The 594-nt window shown below is 59.3% G+C and carries 1 protein-coding gene; it reads right to left on the bottom strand.

Annotation, left to right across the window (positions count from 1 at the left end; all coding sequences use genetic code 11):
- Nucleotides 1–32 precede the first annotated feature (32 nt).
- The coding region (locus WG899_RS22295) for a transposase (RefSeq protein WP_339597830.1) at nt 33–594 on the bottom strand (562 nt) is incomplete at its 5' end.

Below are 594 nucleotides of genomic sequence, written 5' to 3'. Positions count from 1 at the left end.
TCTGAACCGCGAGGTAAAGACACCGTTATGCGTCAAGCTGTTTGCGCACCTATTTTGGTCGGATCGAACGGCCGCTTGGACTTGAGCACGCCGTAGATGATCGCCAGCAACTTGTGCATGCAAGCCACCACAATGACCTTGCCCGGTTTGTTCTGGGCTTTGAGCCGCCTCCAGAACGCAGCGATCAACGGGTTGTAGCGACCAGCCACCAGTGCCGGGAAGTACAGGGCTCGCTTGAGCTCCCGATGGCCCATCGGATGCGTGCCCTTGGTTTGGTTCAAGGAACTGCCGGACTGGCGTATGGCTGGCGTGAGGCTGGCATAGGCGATCAAGGCCTTGACCGTCTTGAAGCGCTCTGGCCGCCCAATGTAGGCGAGCAGTTGCGGGATGGTCCGATCGCCGAGTCCAGGAATCGTCTCCAAGAGCGCCTGACGTTGTTTGAGATCGGGGTCATCGTCGATGGTCGAACGGATCGCTGCCTTGAGCGCCAAGATCGACGCGTCCAGCGCCTCGATGATCTTGTGGATCGAGGCTTGGACCGTTTCATGGGCAATCTCGAGCCGATTGAGCTCGCCTTGGCGCAGTTCCAGCAAC

The sequence above is a fragment of the Paucibacter hankyongi genome, from assembly GCF_037482915.1.
Lineage (GTDB): Bacteria > Pseudomonadota > Gammaproteobacteria > Burkholderiales > Burkholderiaceae_C > Paucibacter_A > Paucibacter_A hankyongi.
This window is presented reverse-complemented; position numbering and strand designations above follow the sequence as displayed.